The sequence below is a fragment of the Streptomyces sp. MS06 genome, from assembly GCF_047200655.1.
GTDB lineage: Bacteria > Actinomycetota > Actinomycetes > Streptomycetales > Streptomycetaceae > Streptomyces.
The window spans coordinates 76,854-100,876 of record NZ_JBJZOJ010000007.1 but is presented as its reverse complement, the minus strand read 5'-3'; the positions used below and the strand labels follow the sequence as shown (position 1 = coordinate 100,876).

The window sequence follows — 24,023 nt, the reverse complement described above, 5'->3', positions numbered from 1 at the left end:
CCGATCAGCGGTCGGTCTGCGGTCGGTGTCCCCGCGAGTTTCAGGCCCCTGCTTCGATGGGTGTTCCGGTCGGGGACCGAGTCTCCCCCAGCACGGAACATGCTCAGGTCAGCGCCTTGGGGCCTGCACTTCGGGATGACCCTGGAGGAGATCACTCGCGTCCTCGGCAAAGGACCGGCCGTCTCGTCCTACTCCCACCACGGCGAAGACCAGCAGCTCAACTACGCCGACTTCGCTGAGAGCGGGATCAGGGCTCTCTTTCGCGACGGCCGCCTGGGGTGCGGCGTGAACGATGCGGCGGGCTACCTCGGCCCACTCGGTGTCGGTGACGCCAGGGCATCCCCTGGCGCAGTGGGGACCGAAGCGGGGACCGAACGGAGTCGCGGTACGTTGAACATCTACACCCACCTGTGGCCCGACTCCGAGGAGCGGACCCGGGCCGCCGTCGACAAGGCGTACGCGGACCAGTCCGCCGACGCCCAGCCGCAGGTCGACGAAGCGGCGTAGCCGCTCCCCCGCGCGCTGACCGACGTCGGCACGCTGCGGACTCTGTGCGGACCGCAAAGGCCGCCCAACCCGCTCCGTCGCAGGTCAGACGGCCTTTCGTCGAACGTATTAGACGTTGAAGCGGAACTCCACCACGTCCCCGTCCTTCATGACGTAGTCCTTGCCCTCCATGCGTGCCTTGCCCTTGGCGCGGGCCTCGGCGACCGAACCGGTATCGACCAGGTCGTCGAAGGAGATGACCTCGGCCTTGATGAAGCCCTTCTGGAAGTCGGTGTGGATCACACCGGCGGCCTCGGGGGCGGTGGCGCCCTTCCTGATGGTCCAGGCGCGGGATTCCTTGGGTCCGGCGGTGAGGTAGGTCTGCAGGCCGAGGGTGGCGAAGCCGACGCGGGCGAGGGTGGCGAGGCCGGGCTCGTGCTGGCCGACGGACTCCAGCAGTTCCAGCGCCTCCTCCTCGTCGAGTTCGGCGAGGTCGGCCTCCAGCTTGGCGTTGAGGAAGATGGCCTCGGCGGGGGCGACCAGGGCGCGCTGCTCGTTCTTGAAGTCCTCGTCGGTCAGCTCGTCCTCGTCGACGTTGAAGACGTAGAGGAACGGCTTGGTGGTGAGCAGGTGCAGGTCGTGCAGGGGCTCGGCGCGCTCGCTGCCCTGGACGATGCCGTGTGTGAAGAGCGTGTCGCCCTTCTCCAGGAGTTCCTTGGCCTCCTCGACGGCCTTGACCTTGCCGGCGAGGTCCTTCTTGATCCGCGACTCCTTCTGCAGGCGCGGCAGGACCTTCTCGATGGTCTGGAGGTCGGCGAGGATCAGCTCGGTGTTGATCGTCTCGATGTCACTGCGGGGGGACACCTTGCCGTCGACGTGGACGACGTTCTCGTCCTGGAAGGCGCGGATGACCTGGCAGATCGCGTCGGACTCGCGGATGTTCGCCAGGAACTTGTTGCCCAGGCCCTCGCCCTCGGAGGCGCCGCGCACGATGCCGGCGATGTCGACGAAGTCGACGGTCGCCGGAAGGACCCGCTCGGAGGAGAAGATTCCGGCCAGTTTCGGAAGGCGGGCGTCCGGGACGCCGACCACGCCGACGTTGGGCTCGATCGTGGCGAACGGGTAGTTGGCCGCCAGCACGTCGTTCTTGGTCAGGGCGTTGAACAGGGTCGACTTGCCGACGTTGGGCAGACCGACGATTCCGATCGTGAGCGACACGTTGCGACTTCCCGTACGTGAGGGTGGAGGCGGGGCGGCGGGCCCGGGTGGGCCGATCCACCAGTCTACGGGGTGCCCGACCGCCCCCCGGCGGTCGTCTCGAACGCTTGGCCAAGCTCCGGCCAACGGCGTGTCCGAGCAGTGATTCGGCACATAAACCGACCTAAGTTGGTCCAATGGAGCAGGACCAGCACGGGGCGCGACCCTCTCAGCACGGACCGCGACGGCGCACACCGTCCTCGGCGCTGCCGCCGCAGGCGCGCGGCACCGGTGACGCCCGCCCGCTCCGGCCCTCCCGGAACCCCCGACCGGCTCCGCCCCGGGCGCGCGGGTCCCGTCCGCCGGGGCCGCGGGGCGGGAACCCGGACGGCGCCGCCGGACCGCACCGTCCGGCGGCGGGGCGTACCGCGGCCGTGCCGGTCCGGCGGCTGCCCAACCCGCGGCTGACCGGGCTGGGCGGGGGGCTTTTCTGCGGGGCCGTCATGGTCGCCCTCGGCAGCCTGGACCGGCTGCTGCTCGGGCCCTCCCTGACGGTGTACGGGGTGCTGTTCCTGCCGGTGTGCGCGCTGACGGCGCTGTGGATGCGCAAGGGCGACCTGGTGTCCGCGCCCGTGGTGGTGCCGATCGCGTTCGCGGCGGGCATGGTCGCCGTGGCGGACGGCCAGGGCGTCGGCGGGCGGCTGATGGGCCTGGTCACGGCGCTGGCCACGCAGGCCGGGTGGCTCTACGGGGGGACGCTGGTAGCCGGGGGGATCGCGACGGTGCGCAAGCTCCGGATGATGGGCCGACGGCGCCTCGCGCAGCGCCGGTAGCGCTGACGCCCGCCGGACGGGCACGCCTCGCCGGACGGACACGCCTCACCGGGCGGGCACGCCTCGCCGGGCGGCAAGCCGTCGTGCGGGCACCCGCGGTCGGCCGGCACCGAGCCCGGGACGGTGCGCACCGACCACCGGGACCGGAGCGCACCGGCACCGGAGCGAGGCGCCGGTGCCGGTGCGGGTGTACCGGCACCGGCACCGGCGGGGTGGGCCGGCTAGTGTCCCGCCGCGTGCATCGCCGCGCCGACGATGCCGGCATTGTTCTGGAGCTCGGCCGGGACGATCTCCGCCCTGATGCCGTCGATGTGGGGCAGGAACTTGTGGGCCTTGCGGCTGACGCCGCCGCCGATGATGAACAGCTCCGGGGAGAACAGCATCTCCACGTGGGCGAGGTACTTGCCGACCCGGTGGGCCCAGTGCTCCCACGACAGGTCGTGGTCCTCCTTGGCCTTGCTGGAGGCCTTCTTCTCCGCGTCGTGGCCGTGCAGCTCCAGATGCCCCAGCTCGGTGTTGGGGACCAGGACGCCGTCGGTGAAGACGGCACTGCCGATGCCGGTGCCGAAGGTGAGCAGGATGACCGTGCCGTGGCGGCCCTTGCCGGCGCCGAAGTGCATCTCGGCGACGCCGGCCGCGTCGGCGTCGTTGACCACCGTCACCGGCATGCCGCCGAGCCGCTCGCCGAACAGGGCGCGGGCGTCGGTGTCGACCCAGCCCGGGTCGACGTTGGCCGCCGTACGCACGGTGGCGCCGTCGGTGACGACGCCGGGGAAGGTGAGGCCGACCGGGCCCGTCCAGCCGAAGTGCTCGACGACCTCCCGTACGCCGTCCGCCACCCGGTCCGGTGTCGCGGGTTGCGGGGTGAGCACCTTGCGGCGCTCCTCGGAGAGATCGCCCCTGTCCAGGTCCACCGGGGCGCCCTTGATCCCCGATCCGCCGATGTCCACGCCGAAGATCTGCATGGCTCCACGTTACGACGGACGACTGACCGTCACGCCCGGTCGGGTCCGGTGGTGTCGGCGGTGCCCGTGCCGCCGCGCTCGGCGACCAGGGCGGTGGCCTCGTCGCGCAGGTCGCGGCGCAGCTCCTTGGGCAGCGAGAAGGTGATGGACTCCTCGGCGGCCCGGACGATCTCCACGTCGCCGTAACCGCGCTCGGCGAGCCACTCGAGCACCTGCTCGACGAGTACGTCCGGCACGGAGGCGCCGGAGGTGACGCCGACCGTCGTCACGCCGTCCAGCCACGCCTCGTCGATCTCGTCGGCGAAGTCCACGAGGTGGGCCGCGCGGGCGCCGGCCAGCTTGGCGACCTCCACCAGCCGCTTGGAGTTGGAGGAGTTGCGGGAGCCGACGACGACGACCAGGTCGGCCTCGGCGCCCATCTGCTTGACGGCGAGCTGGCGGTTCTGCGTGGCGTAGCAGATGTCGTCGCTGGGCGGGGAGAGGAGCTGCGGGAACTTGCCCTTCAGCGCGTCGACGGTCTCCATGGTCTCGTCGACCGAGAGGGTGGTCTGGGAGAGCCAGACCACCTTCGAGGGGTCGCGCACCTCGACGTTCGCGGCGTCCTCGGGGCCGTCGACGAGCTGGATGTGCTCGGGGGCCTCGCCGGAGGTGCCGATGACCTCCTCGTGGCCCTCGTGCCCGATGAGGAGGATGTCGTAGTCCTCGTTGGCGAACCGGACGGCTTCCTTGTGGACCTTCGTGACGAGCGGGCAGGTGGCGTCGATGGTGGCGAGCCGTCCGCGCCGGGCCTCCTCGTGGACGGCGGGTGCGACGCCGTGCGCGGAGAACATCACGATGTTGCCGGGCGGCACCTCCTCCGTCCGCTCGACGAAGACGGCGCCCTTCTTCTCGAGGGTCTGCACCACGTACTTGTTGTGCACGATCTCGTGCCGGACGTAGACCGGAGCACCGTACTGCTCCAGGGCCTTCTCGACGGCGATCACGGCGCGGTCCACACCCGCGCAGTAGCCACGGGGAGCGGCGAGCAGGACACGGCGGCCAGGCGAAGCAGTCATGCACCCCATCGTAAGGCCGTGCCCGGGCGCGCTCGGCGGCGCAGGGACCGCGCGCCGCGCGGGTGCGGGGAAGGGAGGGTCGGACGGTCCGGGGCCCGCGTCCGAGACCGCCTGGGACGGGGACATCCGCCTGCGGCCGCGGGGGCGGGGGCGGGGAGGGGAAGGGAAGGGGAGGGAAGGGGAGGCACCGATCCTCCCGCCCCCTCGGCGCCGGCACCGCGCTCCGGGCCGCCGCCGAAAGGTCGAGAGCCGGGCCGGAGCCTCCGGCCCGGCGGAACTCGGCCCGGCGGAACTCGGCCTGGCGGAACTCGGCCCGGCGGAACTCGGCCCGCCAGGACTCGGCCCAGGGGAGCCGGCCCGGGGACCTGGCCCGGGGCCCCGATCCGGGCGACGGTCGGCGTGGGTGGCCTGCCGGGTTGGCGGAGGGGTGCAGGGCCGCCGGACGCGGGTGCCGCCGCGGGTGCCGCCGCGCCGTGCGTTGTCGGTGGCGGCGGCTACGCTCACCGGCATGGCTGTCAACACGTCCCCGGACGCACCGCTGCCCGTCGGTGAGGTCTCCCGGCTCATCGGGGGGTGGATCGACCGGCTCGGGGCGGTGTGGGTCGAGGGGCAGATCACGCAGTTGTCGCGGCGGCCCGGCGCGGGGGTCGTGTTCCTGACGCTGCGGGACCCCTCGTACGACATCTCCGTCAGCGTCACCTGCTATCGGCAGGTGTTCGACGCCGTCGCCGATGTGATCGGGGAGGGTGCGCGGGTCGTGGTGCACGCCAAGCCGGAGTGGTACGCGCCGCGGGGGCAGTTGTCGCTGCGGGCGGCCGCGATCCGGCCGGTGGGGGTCGGTGAGCTGCTGGCGCGGTTGGAGCAGCTGAAGAAGTCACTCGCCGCGGAGGGCCTGTTCGCGCCGGAGCGGAAGAAGCGGCTGCCGTTCCTGCCGCAGTTGGTCGGACTGGTCTGCGGGCGGGCGTCGGCGGCGGAGCGGGACGTGCTGGAGAACGCCCGGCACCGCTGGCCGGCCGTCCGGTTCGAGGTGCGCAATGTCGCCGTGCAGGGCGTGCACGCCGTGCCGCAGGTGGTGCAGGCGGTCAAGGAGCTGGACGAGATCGACGCCGTGGACGTGATCGTCGTGGCCCGGGGCGGCGGCAGCGTGGAGGACCTGCTGCCGTTCTCCGACGAGCAGCTGGTGCGGGCGGTCGCCGCGTGCCGTACACCGGTGGTGTCCGCGATCGGGCACGAGCCGGACAACCCGCTGCTGGACCATGTCGCCGATCTGCGCGCCTCGACGCCGACCGACGCGGCCAAGAAGGTCGTACCGGACGTCGGCGAGGAGCTGGAGCGGGTGCGGATGCTGCGGGGCCGGGCCCGGCGCTGCGTGGAGGCCCACGTGCAGCGGGAGGAGCGCGGGCTGGCCCACGCGCTCGCCCGGCCCTCCATGGAGGATCCGCACCGGATGATCGACGCGCGGGCGGAGCAGGTGGACGCCCTGGTGGAGCGGTCCCGGCGGTGTCTGGGGCATCTGCTGGACCGGGCGGAGTCGGAGCTGGCGCACACGCACGCGCGGGTGGTGGCGCTCTCGCCCGCGGCGACTCTGAAGCGCGGGTACGCGGTACTGCAGCAGGCCGGCGGGCACGTGGTGCGCGATCCGGACGAGGTGTCGGCGGACGAGGCGCTGCGGGTGCGGGTCGCAGAGGGCGAGTTCACGGTGAGAGTCGATGGCTAGGGTGGGCGGATGACCGGCAGTACGGATGAGGCGCTCGGCTACGAGCAGGCGCGGGACGAGCTGATCGACGTGGTGCGGCGGCTGGAGGCCGGCGGTACCACGCTGGAGGAGTCGCTGGCCCTGTGGGAGCGCGGCGAGGAGCTGGCCCGGGTGTGCCGGCGCTGGCTGGAGGGCGCGCGGGCGCGGCTGGACAAGGCCTTGGCGGAGGAGGAAGAGGCGGCGACGGAGGAGCAGCGTCCGGAACGGCTGTGAAGGTGATCACCCGACGCGGACTTTAGTTGAAGCTTTAACCTTTCCTGTCGTACCGTCGGGGACACCAGTCAATCCGGTGCGCCGGATCCGGACGCCACGCACAGAGAAGGTCCCCGCATGCCCCTCGTTCTCGACTCCGCCGCCCAGGACCTGCTGTTCCGCGAGGCCCGCACCGCCAACGCGTTCACCGACGAGCCGGTGACCGACGCCCAGGTGCAGGCGATCTACGAGCTGGTCAAGTACGGCCCGACCGCCTTCAACCAGACGCCGCTGCGCATCACCCTGGTGCGCTCCCCCGAAGCCCGGGAGCGGCTGGTGGCGCACATGGCGGAGGGCAACCGGGCCAAGACGGCCACCGCCCCGCTGGTGGCGATCCTTTCCGCGGACAACGAGTTCCACGAGGAGCTGCCGGCCCTGTTCCCGGCCTTCCCGCAGGCCAAGGACGCGTTCTTCGCGCAACGCCCGGTCCGTGAGGCCTCCGCCGGGCTGAACGCCGCGCTCCAGGCCGCCTACTTCATCGTCGGCGTACGGGCCGCGGGCCTGGCCGCCGGCCCGATGACCGGTTTCGACGCGGAGGGAGTGCGCAAGGAGTTCCTGGACGGCGACCACACCCCGCTGATGGTCGTCAACATCGGCCGGCCGGGCGAGAACGCCTCGCACCCGCGCTCCCCCCGCCTGGCCTACGAGCAGGTCTTCACCACCGTCTGAACCGCCCGACCCGCACTCCCGTCCGCGGAACACCGAGGCCCCCGGCGTCAGCGCAGCACCGCCGGGGGCCTCGGGCACTCTCCGGACGCTCCGGCTCAGGCCGGGCCGGCCCGGCTCAGCTGAGACTAGGTGGTCAGGTCAGGTCAGGTGGTCAGGCCCGGCCAGGTGGTCGGGGCGCTTCCGCTCACGCCAGGTCGAGGGCCGCCGCCATCGCCTTCAGCTGGGTGAACGATCCGGTGCCGGCCACCACCGTGGTCGAGCCGCCGGTGCGGTCCTGGAGCACCAGGGCGTCGTAGCGGCCGCCGCTGCAGCGGATCCAGGTGCGGCCGCCGATCTCCTCCGTGGTGTCCGTCGGCTTCCCGCCCTGGCTCGCCTCGTCGATGAACACGGCGCGCTTCTGAGTGGACTGCTCGATCGTCACGTACTGCCCGTCGGGGGCCTGGAAGCCGAGGTGCCAGGCGTCGAAGTCGTCGCCGCGGAAGCGCACGGAGGTCGCCTTCCAGGCCTCCGGCAGCCCCTCGGGCGCGGCCACCGGGTACGAGGCCGCGCGACGCGCCGTGAGCAGCTCGACGCGGTAGTCGACGCGCTTGAGGTCCGGGGCGTGGTCGTCGTGCGGGATGAAGAGGTACACCACCGTCGCCGCGACCACGATCAGCGCCAGGGAGAGGACCATGTCCCGGACTGTCTTCTGCTTGCCGTTCGAACCTGCCACGCCCCCTATCGTCGCAGGTGCCCGGTCCGCTCATCCGTGGGGTCCCCTGCTCATCCAGTCGGACTGGCGATAGAGTCGGGAGCACACCCTCATCCGGCCGTCGCCGTATCAGAAAGGTGCGCTCCGATGACCGAGCACCATCACTTGCCGTCCGAGCTGGACGTTCCGTCCGAGGCTCCCGACCGCAACCTCGCCCTGGAGCTCGTCCGGGTGACCGAAGCCGCGGCGATGGCCGCGGGCCGCTGGGTAGGGCGCGGCGACAAGAACGGCGCCGACGGTGCCGCCGTGCGCGCCATGCGCACCCTCGTCTCGACCGTGTCGATGAACGGTGTCGTCGTCATCGGCGAGGGCGAGAAGGACGAGGCACCGATGCTCTTCAACGGGGAGCAGGTCGGTGACGGGACCGGCCCCGAGTGCGACATCGCCGTCGACCCGATCGACGGCACCACGCTGACCGCCAAGGGCATGTCCAACGCGATCGCCGTGCTGGCCGCCGCCGAGCGCGGGTCGATGTTCGACCCGTCCGCCGTCTTCTACATGGACAAGCTGGTCACCGGGCCGGAGGCCGCCGACTTCGTCGACATCGACGCGCCGGTGGAAGTCAACATCCGCCGGATCGCGAAGGCCAAGCGGTCCACGGTGGAGGACGTCACCGTGGTGATCCTGGACCGGCCCCGCCACCACCGGCTGATCGAGGACGTCCGGGAGGCCGGCGCCCGCATCAAGCTGATCTCCGACGGAGACGTGGCCGGATCGATCTACGCCCTGCGCGAGGGCACCGGCGTCGACCTGCTGCTCGGCATCGGCGGCACCCCCGAGGGCATCATCTCGGCGTGCGCGGTGAAGTGCCTGGGCGGCACCATCCAGGGCAAGCTGTGGCCGAAGGACGACGCGGAGCGGCAGCGGGCCGTGGACGCCGGGCACGATCTGGACCGCGTGCTGACCACCGACGACCTGGTCGAGGGCGACAACGTCTTCTTCGTCGCGACCGGCATCACCGACGGTGAGCTGCTGCGGGGCGTGCGCTACGGCTCCGAGACGGCACTGACCGAGTCGATCGTGATGCGGTCGAGGTCCGGCACGGTCCGGCGGATCGACTCCGAGCACCGGCTGAGCAAGCTGCGCGCCTACAGCGCGATCGACTTCGACCGCGCGAAGTGAGGACCCGCCGGCCGCCGCAGCCGAGAGGCGCGGACCGGTCGGCCGCCGTACGCCGACGGGACGCCCCCGGTGCGGAGGGGGCGTCCCGTCGGGCGTGCCGGGCCGTCAGCCCGCCGCCGGTATCCGGTTCGCGGTGCGGGCGGCCTTCTGCAACTCCATCTCGCGACGGCGCCGCCGGGCCAGGGCCACCCGGCGCTCGGCGGCGGTGAGGCCGCCCCAGACTCCGTAGGGCTCCGGCTGCAGCAGTGCGTGCTCCCGGCATTCGATCATGACCGGGCAGCGCGCGCAGACCCGCTTGGCCGCCTCCTCCCGGGACAGCCGGGCCGCGGTGGGTTCCTTGGACGGTGCGAAGAACAGGCCGGCCTCGTCGCGCCGGCACACCGCCTCGGTGTGCCACGGTGCGTCCTGGTCCCTGTCCCGTGCCGGCACCCGCGGGGCCGGAACGGCAGCTACCTGCAGGGACGAATGCGGCGGTTGCAGCACGGTCTACTCCTGACGACGGCTTCGCGAGCGAGAGACGACGGAGCAAGGCCTACCCGCTGTACGCGCGCCTATGCACTGAGTTCCCGACCGCAGGTTCGAAAGGCCGGCGCAGGGACCCGAGGCGCGGCCCGGGACGCGACCGGGCGCCGCCCGGCGGGTCCGCGGTTCACGACCGTCAACGGTCCAGGTGTCTGCGCAAACGCTTGTCGACCTTGCGCTGCACCCGGTCGAGGATGTCCGCGACGCGCCGGCCGCGCCGGGGCCAGGCCTCCACGTTGCCCAGGACGGCCCAGCCGTCCACGTAGACGACGGGCGCGTCGGCGTCCGCCGAGTCGACCGCGTCCACCTCGAAGTTGCCGAGCACGCCGCCGCCGGACCCGCGCAGCGAGACGTTCTCCGGGACCCGGACCTCGACGTTGCCGAAGATCGAGAGCGCCTTGATCACCACCTGCTGGTACTCGAACAGCGCCTCGCTGAGGTCGAGCTCCACGCTGCCGAACACCGAGTGCGCGTGGATCCGGCGGCCGACGCGCCAGCGCCCCCGGCGGACGGCGCTGCTGAACACCGCGACCACGCGGTCGTCCGGGTCCTGCGGGACGGTACCCGGAGCCGGCCGGCGGGGCGGGGCGGCGTGCGGCGGGGCGGTCCCGCGGCCGGGGTGGGCGGCCGGCAGGTCCCGGATGAAGGCCTCCAGCTCGCCGACCGTCCTGGCGGCCAGCACCCCCTCCACCCGCTCGGCGTGCTCGGCGGCGGTCAGGCGGCCCTCGGCCAGCGCGTCCCGCAGGATGTCGGCGATGCGGTCACGGTCGGCGTCGGAGGCGCGCAGCTCGGCGGTCGGCGCGGTCTGCTTCTGAAGGTCCACGGCAGCAGCGTAGCGAAACACGATAGATCGCGACACCCCGCGCGGAGGCCGACCTCACAGTCCGGGCGCCGGCGGCACGTCCTAGGCTGGTGGGCGCTGCCAACGGAGGCCAGCCGTCGCGTCCGCGTGACCCGGGCGCGCGCGTCCGTCGAGTGAGGAATGGGCGAGATGACCCTTAGCTCCCCCCCTGTCCGCCCTGAGTTCGCGTACACCGATCTGCTCCCCATGGGGGAGGACACCACCCCGTACCGGCTGGTGACCTCCGAGGGTGTGTCCACCTTCGAGGCCGACGGGCGGACCTTCCTCAAGGTGGAGCCCGAGGCGCTGCGCAGGCTGGCCGCGGAGGCCGTCCACGACATCCAGCACTACCTGCGCCCGGCCCACCTGGCGCAGCTGCGCCGCATCATCGACGACCCGGAGGCCAGTGCGAACGACAAGTTCGTCGCCCTGGACCTGCTGAAGAACGCGAACATCGCGGCGGCGGGCGTGCTGCCCATGTGCCAGGACACCGGCACCGCGATCGTCATGGGCAAGCGCGGTCAGAACGTGCTGACCGGGGGCGGCGACGAGGAGGCCCTCTCGCACGGCATCCACGACGCGTACACCAGGCTCAACCTGCGCTACTCGCAGATGGCCCCGCTGACCATGTGGGAGGAGCGGAACACCGGGTCCAACCTCCCCGCGCAGATCGAGCTGTACGCGACCGACGGCGGCGCCTACAAGTTCCTGTTCATGGCGAAGGGCGGCGGCAGCGCCAACAAGTCCTTCCTCTACCAGGAGACCAAGGCGGTCCTGAACGAGGCCTCCATGATGAGGTTCCTGGAGGAGAAGATCCGTTCGCTGGGCACCGCGGCCTGCCCGCCGTACCACCTGGCGATCGTCGTCGGCGGCACCTCCGCCGAGTACGCGCTGAAGACCGCGAAGTACGCCTCCGCGCACTACCTGGACGAGATCCCGGGCGAGGGTTCGCCGCTCGGGCACGGCTTCCGCGACCGGGAGCTGGAGGAGAAGGTCTTCGAGCTGACCCAGAAGATCGGCATCGGCGCGCAGTTCGGCGGCAAGTACTTCTGCCACGACGTCCGCGTGGTCCGCCTGCCGCGGCACGGCGCCTCCTGCCCCGTCGCGATCGCGGTGTCCTGCTCGGCCGACCGCCAGGCCGTCGCGAAGATCACCGCCGAGGGCGTCTTCCTGGAGCAGTTGGAGACCGACCCGGCGCGGTTTCTCCCGGACACCACGGAGGAGCACCTCGACGCCGGGGGCGACGTCGTCCGCGTCGACCTGAACCAGCCCATGGAGGCGATCCTCGCCGAGCTGACCAGGCACCCGGTCAAGACGCGCCTGTCGCTCACCGGCCCGCTCGTCGTCGCCCGCGACATCGCGCACGCCAAGATCAAGGAGCGGCTGGACGCGGGCGAGGAGATGCCGCAGTACCTCAGGGACCACCCGGTGTACTACGCGGGCCCCGCGAAGACGCCCGAGGGCTACGCCTCGGGGTCCTTCGGCCCGACGACCGCCGGCCGGATGGACGGCTACGTCGAGCAGTTCCAGGCCGCCGGGGGCTCCCGGGTGATGCTCGCCAAGGGCAACCGCAGCAAGCAGGTGACCGACGCGTGCGCCGCGCACGGCGGCTTCTACCTCGGCTCCATCGGCGGCCCGGCGGCCCGCCTCGCCCAGGACTGCATCAAGAAGGTCGAGGTGCTGGAGTACGAGGAGCTGGGCATGGAGGCCGTCTGGCGGATCGAGGTGGAGGACTTCCCGGCGTTCGTCGTCGTCGACGACAAGGGCAACGACTTCTTCCAGGACCCGGCCCCGCAGCCGACGTTCACCTCGATCCCGGTGCGCGGCCCCGGCCTCTCCTGACCGGTCCCCGCCGGGCGCGGCAGCCCGCGACGACCTGAGGGCGGGCGCGGCGAAGCCGCACCCGGGCCCGCACGAAGCCCCCGGCCCGCGCCGGGGGCTTCGTGCGGTGCGCGGCCGACACCGGAGCCCCGGGCGCCCCCGGACCCGAGGGACGCCGCCGGCTGTGATCCAGGCCCCGGTTCCGGTCCGGCCCCGTCCCCATCCAGGTCCCGGTCCCGGCCGGCCGACTCGCCCCGCCGCGGGCCCGTCCCGGGAACAGCCGCCGCGTCCGGGACGCTGTGACGGACGGAGGTGATCGGCAGTGGCCGACGAACAGCAGAGCTATCGCATCGAGCACGACTCCATGGGCGAGGTCCGCGTACCGGCGGAGGCCAAGTGGCGGGCGCAGACCCAGCGGGCGATCGAGAACTTCCCGGTCTCCGGGCAGCGCATCGAGCGGGCGCACATCGAGGCACTGGCCCGGATCAAGGGGGCCGCGGCGAAGGCCAACGCCGAACTGGGCGTGCTCGACCGGGAGGTGGCCGCGGCGATCCGGGAGGCGTCGGCCGAGGTCGCCGAGGGCCGGTGGGACGCGCACTTCCCGGTCGACGTCTTCCAGACCGGGTCCGGCACCTCCTCCAACATGAACGCCAACGAGGTGATCGCGACCCTGGCCGGCGAGCGGCTGGGGCGGGACGTGCACCCCAACGACCACGTCAACGCCTCGCAGTCGTCCAACGACGTGTTCCCGTCCTCCCTGCACATCGCCGCCACCGCCGCCGTCACCCGGGACCTGGTCCCGGCGCTGCGCCGTCTGGCCGGTGCCCTGAGCCGCAAGGCGGAGGAGTTCGCCGACGTGGTGAAGTCGGGGCGCACCCACCTCATGGACGCCACGCCCGTCACGCTCGGGCAGGAGTTCGCCGGGTACGCGGCGCAGGTCCGGTACGGCGTGGAGCGGCTGGAGGCCTCCCTGCCCCGGCTCGCCGAACTGCCGCTGGGCGGAACGGCCGTCGGCACCGGGATCAACACGCCCCCCGGGTTTCCGGCCGCCGTGATCGCCGAGCTCGTCCGGGAGACCGGCCTGCCGCTCACCGAGGCGCGGGACCACTTCGAGGCGCAGGGTGCCCGGGACGGGATCGTCGAGACCAGCGGGCAGCTGCGGGTGGTCGCCGTGTCGCTGACCAAGATCTGCAACGACCTGCGGTGGATGGCGTCCGGCCCCCGAACCGGGCTGGCCGAGATCGCGCTGCCCGATCTGCAGCCGGGCTCGTCGATCATGCCGGGGAAGGTCAACCCGGTGGTCCCGGAGGCCGTTCTCATGGTGGCCGCCCAGGTGATCGGCAACGACGCCACCGTGGCCGCGGCCGGCGCGGCGGGCACCTTCGAGCTGAACGTGATGCTGCCGGTCATCGCGAAGAACGTGCTGGAGTCGGTGCGGCTGCTCGCGAACGCCTCCCGGCTGCTCGCCGACCGGACCGTCGACGGGATCACCGCCGACCGGGACCGGGCCCGCGAGTACGCCGAGTCCTCGCCGTCCGTCGTCACCCCGCTGAACAGGTACCTCGGCTACGAGGAGGCCGCCAGGATCGCCAAACGGGCCCTAGCCGAGCGGACGACCATTCGGCAGGCGGTGCTCGACGGCGGTTACGTCGAGCGCGGCGAGCTGACCGCCGAGCAGCTCGACGAGGCGCTGGACGTACTGCGGATGACCCGCCCCTGACCGGACGCCCCGACGGCCCGACCACCTGCCGCCCGGGCTGCCCGGAGGGTCGACCGGAGGTCCACCACCCCGGGCCCGGCGTGCCCGGCCGACCGGGGCCCCAACGGTCCGGCGCCCGATACCCGCACCGCCCGCCCGGCCGAGTCGGCCACCGCACCGGCCCGGGGCCCGCCGCCCCGCGCACGCCGACCCCGACGGGACCGGCCCCGCGCACGCCGACCCCGGGCGGACCGGCCCCGCGCACGGCAGCCCCGGACAGGCCGCCACACAGCGCCCCCGGGACGGCCGGGCACCCGCGCAGCGCCCCCGGACGGACCCGCGCCGCGCGGGTCGTGACGCGCGCCGCAGCGTCGTGTGCCCGGGGCACCTAAAATCCGCGCATGACGGACGGCGATGCGGTGGGTGCGAACGGCGATGCGGGTGCGGAGGCCGGGACGGCCGGGTGGTGGGCGCCCGGGAGTCAGGTCCTGTGGCGGTACCGGGAGAACGCGGGCGAGCGCTTCCACATCGCCCGCCCGGTGACCGTCGTCCGGGACGACGCGGAGCTGCTCGCCGTCTGGATGGCTCCAGGCACCGAGTGCGTGAAGCCGGTGCTCGCCGACGGCACGCCGGTGCACGAGGAGCCCCTGCACTCCCGCTACACCAAGCCGCGCACGGTGCGCCGCGACCGGTGGTTCGGCACCGGTGTGCTGAAGCTGGCCGCCCCGGGGCAGCCGTGGTCGGTGTGGCTGTTCTGGGAGCCGGGCTGGCAGTTCAAGAACTGGTACGTCAACCTGGAGCAGCCGCTGACCCGGTGGGCCGGCGGAGTGGACTCCGAGGACCATTTCCTGGACATCTCGGTTCACGCGGACCGCAGTTGGCACTGGCGGGACGAGGACGAGTTCGCGCAGGCCCAGCGGGACGGGCTGGTCGGCGCCGACCTCGCCGAGCGGGTCGGCCGGGCCGGGCGGCGGGCCGTGGAGGTGATCCGCGCCTGGGGGCCGCCGTTCTCCGACGGCTGGGAGCACTGGCGCCCGGATCCCGCCTGGCCGGTGCCCGCACTGCCGGACGACTGGGACCGCGCACCCGCACACGTGTCCTCATGAGACCCTTGATGTGCCCCCGGGCGTGAAACGTAGGATCGTCCTCCGCAAGGACGCACGGCAGCAACTCCCGGAGCGGGCGCCGAGTCTGACCTGATGTCACCGAGGGGCGGCAGGACGTGAGCGAGGGGTACGAGGTCAACGGCCGTCCGGCCGGCCGCCACCGGTGCGCCGGTGGCGGAGGAACGAGCTGCGACCACACCGGAATTCCGTTCCCAGGGCACGTATCGCGGGTATCGGGACTTCGGCGGGCCGAACTCCACGCACGGCGCGCAGCCCCGGACGGACGGACTCGACACGCGTGACGGAGCACCCCATCTCCTACGGACGCCCCCAGCCGGGCGTCGAACCCACGGACCCCCGCGGGCCGCTCCTGCGTACCCCCGCACCCGACGCACCGGCGTTCCCCTCCCCCGTCCAGGCCCGCGGCGGTGAGGTCCCGCCGTCCGGGCCGGCGCCGGACACGGCGGCGCCGCGCGGGAAGGACGCGCCCGACGTGGACACCGGACCCGAGCACGCCCAGCCGCCCGGCACGCCCGCGGCGCGGACGCAGCCACACGTGCAGGAGCACCGTCCGCGGCCCGCACCGGAGGTCATCCCGGCGCAGCCGGACGCCGGCGGCCAGGCGCGCCCGGACGGGGCGCCCGGCGGACAGGAGCGGCGCACCGGGCAGCAGCCGGCGCCGGGGCGGCCGACGCCGATGCGGCGGGACGGCGACCGGCTGCGGTTCGTCGGTGCGGCCACCCGGCGGATCGCCCGCGGCCTGGACCTGGACGAGATCGTGATGGGGCTGTGCCGGGCCACCGTGCCCACCTTCGCCGACACGATCCTGGTCTATCTGCGGGATCCGCTGCCGGTCGGCGACGAGCGGCCGGCCGGTCCGCTGCTGCTGCGGCTGCGGCGGACCGACCGGATACCCGTCGACCGGGACACCGAGGGGGGCGGTTTCGCGCCGCTGCCGCAGCCGGCTCCGGACCCGGGCGAGCCGACCGATCTGTCCGCGATCACCGCGGAGCAGTGCGAGGTGCGGCCCGGCGGTGCGCTCGCCGAGGTGCTGCGCGGGGTGCGCCCGGTGTTCGCCGACGGGCCCGACGCGCGGGCCGCCCTGCCGGAACTGCTGGGCGCGGGCAGCGAGTCGGCCGTACCGGGCGGGCAGCGCACCATCCTCGCGCCGCTGCGCGGCCGGCGTCGGGTGATCGGTGCCGCGGTCTTCCTCCGGCGCCCGGACCGGCTCGCCTTCGACGCGGACGACCTGCTGGTGGCCGCCCAGCTTGCCACGCACAGCGCCCTCGGCATCGACAAGGCGGTGCTGTACGGGCGGGAGGCCTACATCGCGGACGAGTTGCAGCGGACCATGCTGCCGGAGACGCTGCCCCGCCCGACCGGCGTGCGGCTGGCGTCGCGCTACCTCCCGGCCGCGGAGACCGCGCGGGTGGGCGGCGACTGGTACGACGCGATCCCGCTGCCGGGCAGCCGCGTCGCCCTGGTCGTCGGCGACGTCATGGGGCACTCCATGACCTCGGCGGCGATCATGGGCCAGCTGCGTACCACCGCGCAGACGCTGGCGGGGCTGGACCTGCCGCCGCAGGAGGTGCTGCACCACCTCGACGAGCAGGCGCAGCGCCTGGGCACCGACCGCATGGCGACCTGCATGTACGCCGTGTACGACCCGGTCTCGCACCGCATCACGATCGCCAACGCGGGCCATCCGCCGCCGGTCCTGCTGCACCTGGGCGGGCGTGCGGAGGTGCTGCGGGTGCCGCCGGGCGCGCCCATCGGTGTCGGCGGCGTCGACTTCGAGGCCGTGGAGCTGGACGCGCCCGCCGGTGCCACGCTGCTGCTGTACACCGACGGGCTGGTGGAGTCGCGGCTGCGGGACGTGTGGACCGGGATAGAGCAGTTGCGGGAGAAGCTCGCCGCGACCGCGCAGCTGACCGGGCCGGACCATCCGCCGCCGCTGGAGGCGCTGTGCGACGAGGTGCTGGACATGCTCGGGCCGGGCGACCGGGACGACGACATCGCGCTGCTCGCCGCCCGCTTCGACGGGATCGCGCCGAGTGATGTGGCGTACTGGTTCCTGGAGCCGGAGGAGACCGCTCCCGGCCGGGCCCGTCGGCTGGCCCGGCGGGCGCTGGCCCGCTGGGGCCTGGAGGACCTCAGCGACTCGGTGGAACTGCTGGTCAGCGAGGTGGTGACGAACGCCGTGCGGTACGCGTCCCGGCCGGTCACCCTGCGCCTGCTCCGTACCGACGTGCTGCGCTGCGAGGTCGGCGACGACGTGCCGCAGCTGCCGCGGCTGCGGCAGGCGCGCGCCACCGACGAGGGCGGGCGCGGGCTGTACCTGGTGAACAAGATGGCCCGGCGCTGGGGGGCGACCCGGCTGAGCACGGGCAAGGTGGTGTGGTTCGAGCTGCACCGGTCCTGAGCGGCCGGCCGGCGGGGTTGGGGGCGGCTCCCCGGGCCGCCGCCCGGCCGGTGGCCTGACGGGCGGTGACCGCCCGGGTGGCGGAGAGGGGAGGGGCGCCCGGACCGGGCGCCCCTCCCCCGCGCTCACTGGGTGCCGCCGCCGCCGAGCGGGTTCGCCGGGCTCTGCTGCGGTGAGCCGGACGGTGAGCCGGACGGCTGGCCGGGCGACTCAGAGGGGGTCCCGGACGGGGTCTGGCTGGGCGACTCGGTCTGCGAGGGCGACTGGGACGGCTCCTCGGTGGGCGAGGGCTGCTGGGTGGGCGACTCGGTCTGCGAGGGCGACTGGGACGGCTCCCCGGTGTCCGAGGGGGACTCGGACGGGGTCGGCGTGTCGGCCGGCTCCACCGCGGCGCCCTGCTTGGTCTCCAGGTCGAACTCGGTGACCTTCTTCTGCACGCCGAACATGTACTCGGCCCAGATCTTCGCCGGGACGTCGCCGCCGTTGATGCGCGGCTTGCCGAGCACCTTGTGCAGCGAGACGTGCCCGTACGGGGGCTTCGGCATCTCGCCGAAGACGCCGACCGCGGTGACCAGTCCGGGCGTGTAGCCGCTGAACCAGGCCGTGACGTTGTTCTCGGCGGTGCCGGTCTTGCCGGCGACCTTCTGGCCGTGGCGCTCGGGGTTGTTGCGCACCGACCCGCGGGCGGTGCCGTCGTCGACCACGCCGGTGAGCACGGAGGTGACGGTGTCGGCCGCCTCGCGGCTGATGACCTGGTCGCCTATCGGGTCGGGCAGGTCCAGGGTGCCCTTGTTCCACTGGACGTCCTTGACGACGGCCGGGGTGACCTTCTTGCCGTGGTTGTCGAGGGTGGCGTAGACCCCGGCCATCTGCAGCGGGCTGGCGCCCATGGTGCCGAGCGTCTGGGCCGGCACCGGCTGCAGTTTCTTGGTGTCCATGCCGAGCTTCTCGCCGGTCGCGAGCACCTTGCTCATGCCGACGTCGACGCCGAGCTGCGCGAAGACGGAGTTGACGGAGTAGTTCATCGCCGTCTGCACGGTGATGTCGCCGAAGTCGGTGTCGTCCTCGTTCTGCGGGGCGAAGCCGACCTTGCGGCCGTGGTCGACCACCTGCCGCCGGCTGGTGCCGTCGTAGTAGGTGTCGGCTCTGATCGGCTCCCCGTCCTGGGTCTCGGCGCCCTGGTCGAGAGCGGCGGCGAGGACGACCGGCTTGAAAGTGGAGGCGGGCTGGAAGTCGGTGCGGGTGGCGTTGTTGGTGTAGTGGTCGAAGTAGTCCTTGCCGCCGTACATCGCGACGACCGCGCCCGTCTTCGGGTCCACCGAGACGGCGCCCGCCTGGGCCTTCTGGTCGTCGGGCCGCTTGGCGTCCAGCTTGCCGGTCAGCTGGTCCTTCGCGGCCTTCTCCAGCGCCGCCTGCTTCTTGCGGTCGATGTTGAGGGTGATGGTCCAGCCGCCGCGGCCGACGAGGTCCTCGGCCTGCTTCTTGTTCTCGGCGACGCCCTGCGCGACGAGCTGCCGCTCCAGTTCCTGGTTGGCCGCCTCCACCAGGTAGCCCTTCTGCCCGCCGAGGCCGGGGGCCGGCTTGGGCTTCTGGGGTTCGGGGAACTTCATGGCGTCGCGGTCGGCCTTGTCCAGCCAGCCCTCCTCGACCATGTTGTCCAGGACGTAGTTCCACCGCGCGGTGACCAGCTTCCGGCCCTCGGCGGAGGCGACCGCCCAGTCGTACTGGCTGGGCGCCTGGAGCAGCGCGGCGAGGTAGGCGCCCTGCGCCACGGTGAGCTTGTCGGCGTCGACGCCGTAGTAGGCCTGGGCGGCGGCCTGGATCCCGTAGGCGTTGCGGCCGTAGTAGCTGGTGTTGATGTACCCGGCCAGGATGTAGTCCTTGGACTTCTCGCGGTCCAGTTTCAGCGAGATGACCAGTTCCCGCAGCTTGCGGGTGACCGTCTGCTCCTGGGTCAGGTAGTAGTTCTTGACGTACTGCTGGGTGATGGTCGAGCCGCCCTGCGCGCCCTTGCCGGAGAGCGTGTTGAGCAGGCCTCGCGCGGTGCCCTTGAGGTCGACGCCGTTGTCCTTGTAGAAGGTCTTGTTCTCGGCGGCGACGAAGGTGTACTGGACCTTCTTCGGCACGTGGGAGAGGTCGACGAGTTCGCGGTTGACCTTGCCCTGGCGGGACATGACGGTGCCGTCGCTGTACTTGTAGATGTTGCTCTGGCGGGTGGCGTCGGCATTCCCCTCGGGGATGTCGATCATCATGTAGAGCACGACGAAGGCGCCGATGCCGAGCAGGCACAGCCCGAGGAAGGTGCCGAGGATCTTCTTCCAGGTGAACAGCCGGCGTATGCCGCTCTTGCCACCGCCGGCCGCGCCCGACGAGCGGCGGCGCCCGGGTGCCGCGCGGCGGCCACCGCGCTGTCGCGCTCGTCTCTCTTCCGCTCGTCCCATGGCTCCGTCTTCTCCGCTTCGTTCTCGGCCGTCACACAGGTTCCGGGCTCAGGTCAGCTCAGAAAGCTAACACCCTGGTATGTGACAAAGGGCGTCCGATCCGCTCTTTTGCGGACGTGACAATGAGCACCCCCGCCATGGGAACCGACGAGCGGGAGGCGCGGAGGGTTGCCTCGTACCGGAAAAGCGCCGCCGGGCCGGGCGGCCCGGCTGCCGGGCGCGGGGGAGGTCCGCGCCGCCCTCGGGCAGCGGCCGCAAGTGCCGCCCGAGCCCGGTGGGGCCCTGCGCCGGCCCGCCGGGGTTGCCGCGCCTCCCGTCACAGACCCGCCCGTCGCGGAACCCCTGTCACGGAACCGCCCGTCACGGACCGGCCTGTCACGGACCGGTCTGTCACGGAACCGTGACGATCGGCTCCCACCTGGGCCGGAGCACCCCGCGCCACGCCCTCTGCACTCCATGTATACACACCGGGTATACACCGCGTGTAGAGTCGTCGGCATGTCCATCGGTCACACCCTTCTGGGACTCCTGGAGTCCGGCCCCCGCCACGGCTACGACCTGAAGCGGGCCTTCGACGAGAAGTTCGGCCACGACCGGCCGCTGCACTACGGCCAGGTCTATTCGACGATGTCCCGCCTGCTGAGGAACGGGCTCGTGGAGGTCGACGGCATCGAGTCCGGCGGCGGCCCCGAACGCAAGCGGTACGCCATCACCGAGGCCGGCGTCACCGACGTCGAACGCTGGCTCGGCACCCCGGAGAAGCCCGAGCCGTACCTCCAGTCCACGCTGTACACCAAGGTCGTCCTGGCCCTGCTCACCCACCGCGACGCGACCGGCGTCCTGGACGCGCAGCGCGCCGAGCACCTGCGCAGCATGCGCGTCCTCACCGACCGCAAGCGCCGGGGGGACCTCGCCGACCAACTCATCTGCGACCACGCCCTGTTCCACCTGGAGGCCGACCTGCGGTGGCTGGAACTGGCCGCCGCCCGGCTGGAGAAGCTCCGTCAGGCGGTGGTGTCCGCATGACCGCCCCCGCCGGCTCCCTCCTCGAGGCCCGCGGCCTGCGCAAGGCCTACGGTCCCACCGTCGCCCTCGACGGCGCCGACTTCTCCATCCACCCCGGCGAGATCGTCGCCGTCATGGGCCCCTCCGGCTCCGGCAAGTCGACCCTGCTCCACTGCCTCGCCGGCATCGTCCCGCCGGACGAGGGGTCCATCACCTACGACGGGCGGGAACTGGCCGCACTGGACGACGCCGGTCGCAGTGCGCTGCGCCGCTCCGAGTTCGGGTTCGTGTTCCAGTTCGGCCAGTTGGTGCCCGAACTGACCTGTGTGGAGAACGTGGCCCTGCCGCTGCGGCTGAACGGCACCGCCCGCAGGGAGGCCGAACGGGCCGCGCTGTCCTGGATGGAGCGGCTGGAGGTCGACGACGTGCGCGGCAAGCGCCCCGGCGAGGTGTCCGGCGGGCAGGGCCAGCGGGTCGCGGTCGCTCGCTCTCTCGTCACCGACCCCCGGGTCGTCTTCGCCGACGAGCCCACCGGGGCGCTCGACTCCCTCAACGGCGAACGCGTGATGGAACTGCTGACCGACGCCGCCCGCTCGGCCGACGCCGCGGTGGTCCTCGTCACCCACGAGGCGCGGGTGGCGGCCTACTCCGACCGCGAGATCGTCGTGCGGGACGGCCGGTCCCGGGACATGGAGCAGTTCGTATGAGCACGGCACGGCAGTGGGCCGGCGATCTGGCGATGGGGATGCGGTTCGCCTTCGGCGGCGGGCGCGAGGGCTGGACCCGGGCCCTGCTGACCGCCGTCGGCGTCGGACTGGGCGTGACGCTGCTGCTGCTGGCCGCCGCGGTCCCGCACGCGCTCTCGGCGCGGCACCACCGCGAGGAGGCACGCGCGGACCACACCTTCGGCCAGCCCGACCGGCCCAGGGCCGACAACACGCTCATCGTCGCCGACGCCAACACCACGTACGGCGAACTGAGCGTGGGCGGGCGCCTGCTGGAGGCGGAGGGCCCGCGGGCGCCGCGGCCGCCCGGCGTGGACCGGCTTCCGGCACCCGGGGAGATGGTCGTCTCCCCCGCGCTGAAGGACCTGCTCGCCTCGGACGGCGGAGCGCTGCTGCGGCCCCGGCTGCCGTACCGCATCACCGGCACGATCACCGAGCAGGGTCTGACCGGCCCGAACGAGCTGGTCTTCTACGCGGGCGCCGACGACCTCGCCCCGCGCATCGACCACGACTCGGTCGCCCGCATCACCGCCTTCGGCGAACCGGTCACCAGGATCCGGGAACGCCTCGACCCGGTGCTGCTGCTGCTGATCCTGGTCGTGTTCACGGTGCTGCTGATGCCGGTGGCCGTGTTCATCGCGGCCGCCGTCCGGTTCGGCGGCGAACGGCGCGACCGGCGGCTCGCCGCGCTGCGGCTGGTCGGCTCCGACACCCGGATGACCCGGCGGATCGCGGCCGGCGAGGCGCTCGGCGGCTCCCTGCTCGGACTGGTGCTCGGCGCGGGGTTCTTCCTGGCCGCCCGTCAGGTGGCCGGGCACGTCCAGGTGCTGGACGTGAGCGTCTTCCCCAGCGACCTCGATCCGTCCCCGCTGCTCGCCGCGGTGGTGGCACTCGCGGTGCCGGCCGCCTCGGTGCTGGTCACCCTGTTCGCCCTGCGCGGTGTGGTGATCGAGCCGCTGGGCGTGGTGCGGACCGCGAGGCCCGCCCGCCGCCGGCTGTGGTGGCGGCTGCTGCTCCCGCTCGGCGGCCTGGCGCTGCTCTACCCGATGATCGGCAAGGGCCGCGACCACGGCACGTTCAACCAGTACCTGGTGATCGGTGGTGTCCTGCTGCTGCTGGTCGGGGTGACCGCCCTGCTGCCGTGGATCGTGGAAGCGGTCGTCGCCAGGCTCGGCGCCGGCGGGGTCTCCTGGCAGCTCGCCGTGCGACGCCTGCAGTTGAGCAGCGGTACGGCGGCCCGCTCGGTCAACGGCATCGCGGTCGCGGTGGCCGGGGCGATCGCGCTGCAGATGCTGTTCTCCGGAGTGCAGGGCGACTACACCGAGCCCACGGGCAAGGACCTGCGGCGGGCGCAGATGCAGGTCGGCATCGGCGACGGAAGCCGCCTGCCGGAAGCGGCGGAGAAGCTGAACGCGACCCGGGGTGTACGCGCGGCGATCGAGCTGACCAGCCTGTCCCTGGGAGACGGGCCGAAGAACCCCGGGTCGAGCGCCGAACTCACCGTCGGCGGCTGCGCGGCCCTGCGGGAGGTCGCCACGCTGCCCTCCTGCCGCGCCGGAGACGTCTTCGCGGTGACCGGCGCCGACCACGAAATGCGGAGCCCGGCGCCCGGGCCGGGCGACACCCTGTACATCGACCCCTCCTACGAGGGCTCACCCGGCCTGCGGGTCGCCTGGAGGGTCCCCTCGGACGTCAAGCACGCCGTCTCCGTGAAGGGTCTGTTCGGCTACCGGCGGGGCGGCTTCCTGATGACGCCGCAGGCGCTTCCGCGCAGCGCGGCCCCGGCCGGGCACACGCAGATCTACCTGCGGCTGGACCGGTCGGTGCCGGACGCACCGGAGTACGTGCGCAACACCGCGGCCCGCCTCGACCCGCTCGCGCAGGTGGTGACCTGGACGGTCACCCGCGAGTCGCACCGCTTCGCCTCCATCCGCACCGGCCTGTTCGTGGGCGCCGCCTGCGTGCTGGCACTGATCGGGGTGAGCCTGCTGGTCTCCCAGCTGGAGCAGTTGCGGGACCGCAGGAAGCTGCTGTCGTCCCTGGTCGCCTTCGGCACCCGGCGGCGCACGCTGGGCCTGTCGGTGCTGTGGCAGACCGCGGTGCCGATCGCCCTGGGCCTGCTGCTGGCCTCGGCGGTGGGACTCGCCCTCGGTGCGGTCCTGCTGCGGATGGCGGCCGCCCGGATACGGGTCGACTGGGCGAGCGTGCTCTCGATGTCCGCGATCGGCGGGGGCGTCGTGCTGGCGGTGGCCCTGCTGAGCCTGCCGCCGCTGCTGCGGCTGATGCGGCCGGACGGCCTGCGCACCGAGTGAGCACCGGGTGGGCCCCGGCCGGAACAACGGGTCCGGCCGGGGC

20 protein-coding genes are annotated in these 24,023 nt (G+C 72.9%); 13 read left to right on the top strand and 7 right to left on the bottom strand.

Features of this window, described 5'->3' with window-relative positions:
* Positions 1-99: 99 nt before the first annotated feature.
* Positions 100-507 carry a hypothetical protein gene (locus tag ACL02U_RS05440; protein WP_412789480.1) on the top strand — a complete coding sequence of 136 codons (408 nt, stop codon included), beginning with the start codon at positions 100-102 and terminating at the stop codon, positions 505-507.
* Between the two features lie 108 nt (positions 508-615).
* Here ACL02U_RS05440 and ychF read toward each other — a convergent pair whose 3' ends face one another.
* Positions 616-1,704: a redox-regulated ATPase YchF gene (ychF, locus tag ACL02U_RS05435; RefSeq protein ID WP_412789479.1), complete on the bottom strand. Its 1,089-nt coding sequence runs from the start codon at positions 1,702-1,704 to the stop codon at positions 616-618.
* A gap of 413 nt (positions 1,705-2,117) precedes the next feature.
* On the opposite strand from ychF, the gene ACL02U_RS05430 reads away from it, so the two are divergent.
* Positions 2,118-2,516 (top strand): DUF6542 domain-containing protein, encoded by a 399-nt coding sequence (locus tag ACL02U_RS05430; protein ID WP_412789478.1) that lies wholly within the window; start codon positions 2,118-2,120, stop codon positions 2,514-2,516.
* A 221-nt stretch (positions 2,517-2,737) separates the two neighbouring features.
* On the opposite strand, the gene ppgK is transcribed toward ACL02U_RS05430, so the two are convergent.
* Both ppgK and ACL02U_RS05420 read right to left on the bottom strand, forming a co-directional pair.
* Positions 2,738-3,481 carry a polyphosphate--glucose phosphotransferase gene (gene ppgK, locus ACL02U_RS05425; RefSeq protein ID WP_412789477.1) on the bottom strand — a complete coding sequence of 248 codons (744 nt, stop codon included), beginning with the start codon at positions 3,479-3,481 and terminating at the stop codon, positions 2,738-2,740.
* Positions 3,482-3,510: 29 nt separating this feature from the next.
* A complete protein-coding gene (locus tag ACL02U_RS05420) occupies positions 3,511-4,545 on the bottom strand; it encodes a 4-hydroxy-3-methylbut-2-enyl diphosphate reductase (protein ID WP_412789476.1) in 1,035 nt (344 codons plus the stop codon).
* A 499-nt stretch (positions 4,546-5,044) separates the two neighbouring features.
* Here ACL02U_RS05420 and xseA point away from each other — a divergent pair, with 499 nt between their 5' ends.
* The 3 genes from xseA (at position 5,045) to ACL02U_RS05405 (ending at position 7,213) form a co-directional block, all read left to right on the top strand.
* A complete protein-coding gene (xseA, locus tag ACL02U_RS05415) occupies positions 5,045-6,253 on the top strand; it encodes an exodeoxyribonuclease VII large subunit (RefSeq protein ID WP_412789475.1) in 1,209 nt (402 codons plus the stop codon).
* Positions 6,254-6,262: 9 nt separating this feature from the next.
* Positions 6,263-6,505 (top strand): exodeoxyribonuclease VII small subunit, encoded by a 243-nt coding sequence (locus tag ACL02U_RS05410; protein ID WP_412789474.1) that lies wholly within the window; start codon positions 6,263-6,265, stop codon positions 6,503-6,505.
* A gap of 117 nt (positions 6,506-6,622) precedes the next feature.
* Positions 6,623-7,213, top strand: coding sequence for a malonic semialdehyde reductase (locus ACL02U_RS05405; RefSeq protein ID WP_412789473.1), 591 nt, complete (start codon positions 6,623-6,625; stop codon positions 7,211-7,213).
* Between the two features lie 184 nt (positions 7,214-7,397).
* Here ACL02U_RS05405 and ACL02U_RS05400 read toward each other — a convergent pair whose 3' ends face one another.
* A complete protein-coding gene (locus ACL02U_RS05400) occupies positions 7,398-7,925 on the bottom strand; it encodes a DUF4245 domain-containing protein (RefSeq protein WP_412789472.1) in 528 nt (175 codons plus the stop codon).
* A gap of 126 nt (positions 7,926-8,051) precedes the next feature.
* Between ACL02U_RS05400 and glpX the strand changes: the two genes are divergently transcribed.
* Positions 8,052-9,086, top strand: a complete 1,035-nt coding sequence (gene glpX / locus ACL02U_RS05395; protein WP_412789471.1) for a class II fructose-bisphosphatase — start codon at positions 8,052-8,054, stop codon at positions 9,084-9,086.
* A 105-nt stretch (positions 9,087-9,191) separates the two neighbouring features.
* On the opposite strand, the gene ACL02U_RS05390 is transcribed toward glpX, so the two are convergent.
* The gene (locus ACL02U_RS05390; protein ID WP_412789470.1) at positions 9,192-9,569 is read right to left on the bottom strand and encodes a WhiB family transcriptional regulator; all 378 of its coding nucleotides are present in this window, start codon (positions 9,567-9,569) and stop codon (positions 9,192-9,194) included.
* Positions 9,570-9,744: 175 nt separating this feature from the next.
* Positions 9,745-10,431: a DUF1707 SHOCT-like domain-containing protein gene (locus ACL02U_RS05385; RefSeq protein WP_412789469.1), complete on the bottom strand. Its 687-nt coding sequence runs from the start codon at positions 10,429-10,431 to the stop codon at positions 9,745-9,747.
* Positions 10,432-10,599: 168 nt separating this feature from the next.
* Between ACL02U_RS05385 and ACL02U_RS05380 the strand changes: the two genes are divergently transcribed.
* The 4 genes from ACL02U_RS05380 (at position 10,600) to ACL02U_RS05365 (ending at position 17,497) form a co-directional block, all read left to right on the top strand.
* Positions 10,600-12,291: a fumarate hydratase gene (locus ACL02U_RS05380; RefSeq protein ID WP_412789468.1), complete on the top strand. Its 1,692-nt coding sequence runs from the start codon at positions 10,600-10,602 to the stop codon at positions 12,289-12,291.
* Positions 12,292-12,592: 301 nt separating this feature from the next.
* The gene (locus ACL02U_RS05375) at positions 12,593-13,990 is read left to right on the top strand and encodes a class II fumarate hydratase (protein ID WP_412789467.1); all 1,398 of its coding nucleotides are present in this window, start codon (positions 12,593-12,595) and stop codon (positions 13,988-13,990) included.
* A gap of 380 nt (positions 13,991-14,370) precedes the next feature.
* On the top strand, positions 14,371-15,075 hold the full coding sequence (locus ACL02U_RS05370; RefSeq protein WP_412789466.1) for a DUF402 domain-containing protein: 705 nt from the start codon (positions 14,371-14,373) through the stop codon (positions 15,073-15,075).
* Positions 15,076-15,373: 298 nt separating this feature from the next.
* Entirely contained in the window at positions 15,374-17,497 is a 2,124-nt protein-coding gene (locus ACL02U_RS05365; protein WP_412789465.1) for a SpoIIE family protein phosphatase, read from the top strand.
* A 125-nt stretch (positions 17,498-17,622) separates the two neighbouring features.
* Here ACL02U_RS05365 and ACL02U_RS05360 read toward each other — a convergent pair whose 3' ends face one another.
* Positions 17,623-19,938 carry a transglycosylase domain-containing protein gene (locus ACL02U_RS05360; protein WP_412789464.1) on the bottom strand — a complete coding sequence of 772 codons (2,316 nt, stop codon included), beginning with the start codon at positions 19,936-19,938 and terminating at the stop codon, positions 17,623-17,625.
* 498 nt (positions 19,939-20,436) lie between these two features.
* Here ACL02U_RS05360 and ACL02U_RS05355 point away from each other — a divergent pair, with 498 nt between their 5' ends.
* The 3 genes from ACL02U_RS05355 to ACL02U_RS05345 are packed head-to-tail and all read left to right on the top strand — an operon-like array spanning position 20,437 to position 23,980.
* The gene (locus ACL02U_RS05355; RefSeq protein ID WP_412789463.1) at positions 20,437-20,964 is read left to right on the top strand and encodes a PadR family transcriptional regulator; all 528 of its coding nucleotides are present in this window, start codon (positions 20,437-20,439) and stop codon (positions 20,962-20,964) included.
* Positions 20,961-21,650 carry an ABC transporter ATP-binding protein gene (locus ACL02U_RS05350; RefSeq protein WP_412789462.1) on the top strand — a complete coding sequence of 230 codons (690 nt, stop codon included), beginning with the start codon at positions 20,961-20,963 and terminating at the stop codon, positions 21,648-21,650. Before ACL02U_RS05355 ends, ACL02U_RS05350 begins: the two co-directional genes overlap by 4 nt.
* On the top strand, positions 21,647-23,980 hold the full coding sequence (locus ACL02U_RS05345) for an ABC transporter permease (protein ID WP_412789461.1): 2,334 nt from the start codon (positions 21,647-21,649) through the stop codon (positions 23,978-23,980). The genes ACL02U_RS05350 and ACL02U_RS05345 overlap by 4 nt, the downstream gene beginning before the upstream one ends.
* Positions 23,981-24,023: the final 43 nt, after the last annotated feature.